The sequence below is a fragment of the Mesorhizobium sp. M2C.T.Ca.TU.002.02.1.1 genome (assembly GCF_003997225.1).
The window spans coordinates 1-4,522 of the sequence record NZ_RZTO01000516.1; the positions used below are offsets into that span (position 1 = coordinate 1).

At 62.8% G+C, this 4,522-nt stretch carries 4 protein-coding genes; 2 read left to right on the forward strand and 2 right to left on the reverse strand.

Features of this window, described 5'->3' with window-relative positions; translation table 11 throughout:
• Window positions 1-124: 124 nt before the first annotated feature.
• Both EOD07_RS23750 and EOD07_RS23755 read right to left on the reverse strand, forming a co-directional pair.
• Entirely contained in the window at window positions 125-1,051 is a 927-nt protein-coding gene (locus tag EOD07_RS23750) for a YVTN family beta-propeller repeat protein (protein ID WP_164772468.1), read from the reverse strand.
• Window positions 1,052-1,118: 67 nt separating this feature from the next.
• Complete coding sequence (locus EOD07_RS23755) at window positions 1,119-2,366, reverse strand: ABC transporter substrate-binding protein (protein WP_127237181.1); 1,248 nt, start codon at window positions 2,364-2,366, stop codon at window positions 1,119-1,121.
• A 346-nt stretch (window positions 2,367-2,712) separates the two neighbouring features.
• On the opposite strand from EOD07_RS23755, the gene EOD07_RS23760 reads away from it, so the two are divergent.
• Both EOD07_RS23760 and gfa read left to right on the forward strand, forming a co-directional pair.
• Window positions 2,713-3,840, forward strand: coding sequence for an S-(hydroxymethyl)glutathione dehydrogenase/class III alcohol dehydrogenase (locus EOD07_RS23760; RefSeq protein WP_071032055.1), 1,128 nt, complete (start codon window positions 2,713-2,715; stop codon window positions 3,838-3,840).
• Window positions 3,841-3,983: 143 nt separating this feature from the next.
• Window positions 3,984-4,522: S-(hydroxymethyl)glutathione synthase (gene gfa, locus EOD07_RS23765; protein ID WP_127237182.1), on the forward strand; the 539-nt coding region annotated here is incomplete at its 3' end.

Sequence of the window (4,522 nt, forward strand, 5' to 3'; positions counted from 1 at the left end):
ACCTTCGGCGCATCGTCGTCGGCGCTGGCCGCGGGTGGAGCAACCGCCAGTCCGACCAGGACGGCGAAGGCAATGGTGCGGTTGATCGTCATGGAATGAACCTCCCGGCTTGCTTGGGGCATCGCTAGTTGGGCGATATGGCCACGCCCCACGGCTGCTGGCCGACGGTGAGCGACTGGACCGGTTCATCGGTCGCCGTGTCGATGAAGGTGATGTCGTTCGAGTTGCCGTTCGTGGTGATCAGCGTCTTCTGGTCCGGGGTGAAGGCCAGGTGCCAGACGCGCTGGCCGACGAGGATGTATTTCTCCACTTCGTAGGTTTCGGTGTTGATCACCGCGACATGGTTTGCCGGGCCGAGCGCGACATAGGCCTTCTTGCCGTCGGCGGTTATGGCGATGCCGACGGGTTGGATGGTCTCGGCCCGCAATCCGTTGATCGCGAACTGGATCTTCTTCACCACCTGGCGCTTGGCGTTGTCGATGACGCTGATCGTGCCGCCGACCTCGGCGCTGACCCAAACCTGGGAGCCGTCGGGCTTGAATTCGGCGAAGCGCGGACGCGTATCGACCAATACGTTATCGGTCACCTCATGGCTTTGCGTGTCGATGAAATGCGCCATGCTGGTGGTTTCGGAGGTGTTGACCATGGTCTTGCCGTCGGGGCTGACGCCCATGCCTTCCGGCTCGACGCCGACCGGGATCTCCGAGAGCACCGCCTTGCTCGCGACATCGACGACGGTGACCAGATTGTCGTCCTCGTTGGCGATATAGAGCGTCTTGCCGTCAGGCGAGAGCACGAACAATTCAGGATCGGGCCCGGAGGGCAGATCGCCAACGACGTCAAGGCTGGACGTATCGATGATCTGGACCGTGTCGTCGTCGCTGGCGCACAGATAGACGAACTTGCCGTCGGGCGAAATCGTGATGCCGCGCGGCCTCTGCCCGACATCGACGGTCTTGATCACCTTCATCGTCGCCGTGTCGACGACGGTCATGGTGTTGTCCTTCTCGTTGGAGACATAGGCCGTATAGGCCGATGCCGGACCCGCCATGAGGCCGGTCGCGAGAAAGGCGAGTGCACAAGCTCGTCCCTGCACCGATTTTCCTCCCGATTGCTTTCTACTTAAGGACGCATTTGGTCTCCGGCTGATCGACGCCGAGCGTGTCGAGCTCGGAAACCTGGTGGAGATAGCCCTCCTGCGGCGAGGTCGAGACGACCGACTTGGTGTCGCTGAGCAGGATCGGCTGGCGCAGCTGAAGGTTCCATTTGCGGAAGGTCAGCTTCTGGCCCTTGAAGGCGGCGACCGAGAAATCGTCGGAGCGGATGTAGTCGCTGATCTTTTTCGGATCGTCGCCATTGGTGCGCGTGGTGGCTTCGCCGACGGCCCGCACGGCCGTCCAGGCCGACATGTCCTTGGACAACATTCTGCGGCCCGTCGTCCTCAGGAAGCGGCTTTGCATCTGGATGCCGCCCCACTGCTCGCTCGCGGGATGCCATGACGACGCGACAAGCCCGGCCGTGCCCGCGACCGGCCGCGGCGTCCAGGTGCGGTAGGGCACATAGGTTCCGAAGACCTCGCTCTCGTCGGCGACCAGCACCACGTCGTGCTCCGGCAGGTCCTGCGTGAACACGGAGATCTGCTGCTGGATCTGCGTGGCGCCGGTGTCGGTGCGCCTAGCCGTGCCGGTGTCCTTGAATTCCTTCTCCGCCACGATCTGGCCGCCGAAACGGGCAGCCGCGCGGCGCAACGCATCGGCGTAGAGATGGTCCTGCTCATGCGAACCATAGAGCAGCACCCAGTTCGGCCATTTCTTCACCATGAGATATTGCGCCAGCGCGTCGGCCAGCATGCTGCGTGTCGGTGCGATGTGGAAGACGTTTATGCGGCAGTTCTCCTCGCGCAGGCTGTCGTCGGTGGCGCCGATGTTGAAGATGAGCACGCCCTTGTCGCGCGCGATGTCGGCGATGGACAGCAATTCCCTGGCCGAGAGGTCCGCGACCACATAGCGGTCGCCCTTGGCGATCAGGTCGTCGAATGCCTGAACCGCATCGGCGTCCGGTTTTATTTCGGTGATGTCGAGGCTGAATTTCTGGCCAAGGAACGTTCCTGTCGTGTTGTTGTCGCCGATCGCGACCTTGGCGCCGGCAACGCCCTCGTCCCTTGGCGGCAGGTCGAGCAGGGAAAGCGTCAGCCGCGGCGCGTACGCCCGCAAATAGCCTATCTTGATTTCGGTGATCTTCTTTTCAGGCTTGGCCGCTGCAGCCGGTTGCTTGCTCGCAGATTCCTGGGCCGCCGCACCGGAGAGATTGGCGGTCAGGAGAAGAAAGCACAAAAGGGTCGTGAGAGTGCCCGGCACCGCGCTCATCGATAACAATACCCACTCTTGCGCCGCGTCCGATCGTGTCGGACCAGCGCCAAGCCAAGGTGCCCGTGGAGAAACTTAGCGGAAGCGTTGGATTTATCAAACCTTGCAAGCTGGCCTGCCGCTTCTGCTTTAGTCCTATTTGCCGCCGGCAAGGAGGCCGGTGATCAAGCGGATCACGGCATGCCGGAACAGCACGGATGGGGGGACCTTGGTAGAATAGACTTATCAGGGAGACCGTTCGATTATTGCGACCTCACTACGGCTTGGAAACGGTATTTTTGTTGCGAGGCGGACCTCAGGCCCGCCGGAACATGAAGTTTTTCGACTGCCTTGGGAGGAGTGCCTCATGAAAACGCGTGCCGCCGTTGCTGTTGGTGCCGGAAAGCCGCTGGAGATCATGGAGGTGGACCTCGAGGGGCCGCGCGAGGGCGAGGTGCTGATCGAGGTCAAGGCGACCGGCATCTGCCATACCGACGAGTTCACGCTGTCGGGCGCCGATCCGGAAGGCATCTTCCCGGCGATCCTGGGCCATGAGGGGGCGGGCATCGTCGTCGATGTCGGCAAGGGCGTGACCTCGGTCAGGAAGGGCGACCATGTCATTCCGCTCTACACGCCGGAATGCCGGCAGTGCCCATCGTGCCTGTCGAGGAAGACCAATCTGTGCACCGCCATCCGCGCCACGCAAGGCCAAGGCCTGATGCCGGACGGCACCTCGCGCTTCTCGGTCGGCGGCGAGAAGCTCTTCCACTATATGGGCTGCTCGACCTTCTCCAACTTCACCGTGCTGCCCGAGATCGCCGTGGCCAAGGTCAATCCCGACGCCCCCTTCGACAAGATCTGCTACATCGGCTGCGGGGTGACCACCGGCATCGGCGCCGTGATCAACACGGCCAAGGTCGAGCAGGGCGCGACCGCCGTGGTCTTCGGCCTCGGCGGCATTGGCCTCAACGTCATCCAGGGGCTTCGCCTTGCCGGCGCCGACATGATCATCGGCGTCGATTTGAACAACGACAAGAAGGCCTGGGGCGAGAAGTTCGGCATGACGCATTTCGTCAATCCGAAGGAGATCGACGGCGACATCGTGCCGTACCTGGTCAACATGACCAAGCGCGGCGCCGACCAGATCGGCGGCGCCGACTACACCTTCGACTGCACCGGCAACACCAAGGTGATGCGCCAGGCGCTGGAGGCCTCGCATCGCGGCTGGGGCAAGTCGGTCATCATCGGCGTTGCCGGCGCCGGCCAGGAGATTTCGACCAGGCCTTTCCAACTGGTCACCGGGCGCACCTGGATGGGCACCGCCTTCGGCGGCGCGCGCGGCCGCACCGACGTGCCGAGGATCGTCGACTGGTACATGGAAAAGAAGATCCAGATCGACCCGATGATCACCCACACGCTGAAGCTCGAGGACATCAACAAGGGTTTCGACCTCATGCATGAGGGCAAGTCGATCCGCAGCGTCGTGGTTTACTAAAAGCAATTCCAGGAAAAGTGTGCGCGGTTTTCCGTCCGCGATCGCGCAAGAACAAAGTGACAGAGCAAACCCACTGGTGAGGAAAGCCACCGGGCCGCAGGCCGGAAGCCCGCGAGCTGATGGTCAAACAGGAGGAAGTGTAAATGGCCGAGAAACTGCATCATTCGATCGACAACGGCTTGCCGAAGGAGAGCGCGTCCTTTGCCGGCGGCACGCTGGTTTGCCTGTGCACCTCGAAGCCGGTGAAGGTGAAGGTCAAGGGCCAGATCGCCCACAACCATGCCTGCGGCTGCACCAAGTGCTGGAAGCCGGAAGGCGCCATCTTCTCGGTCGTGGCCGTTGCCGGCACCGGCGACGTCACCGTCACCGAGAACGGCGACAAGCTCAAGGTGGTCGATCCCTCGGCGCTGATCCAGCGCCATGCCTGCACCGGCTGCGGCGTCCACATGTACGGCCCGGTCGAGCGCGACCATCCCTTCAAGGGCCTGTCCTTCATCCATCCCGAGCGCTTCGAGGAGGACGGCTGGTCGCCGCCGGGCTTTGCCGCCTTCGTCTCCTCGATCATCGAATCCGGCGTCGACCCGAGCCGCATGGCCGGCATCCGCGGCCAGCTGAAGTCGATCGGGCTGGAGCCCTATGACTGCCTCAGCCCCGGCCTGATGGACTATATCGCCACCTGGAC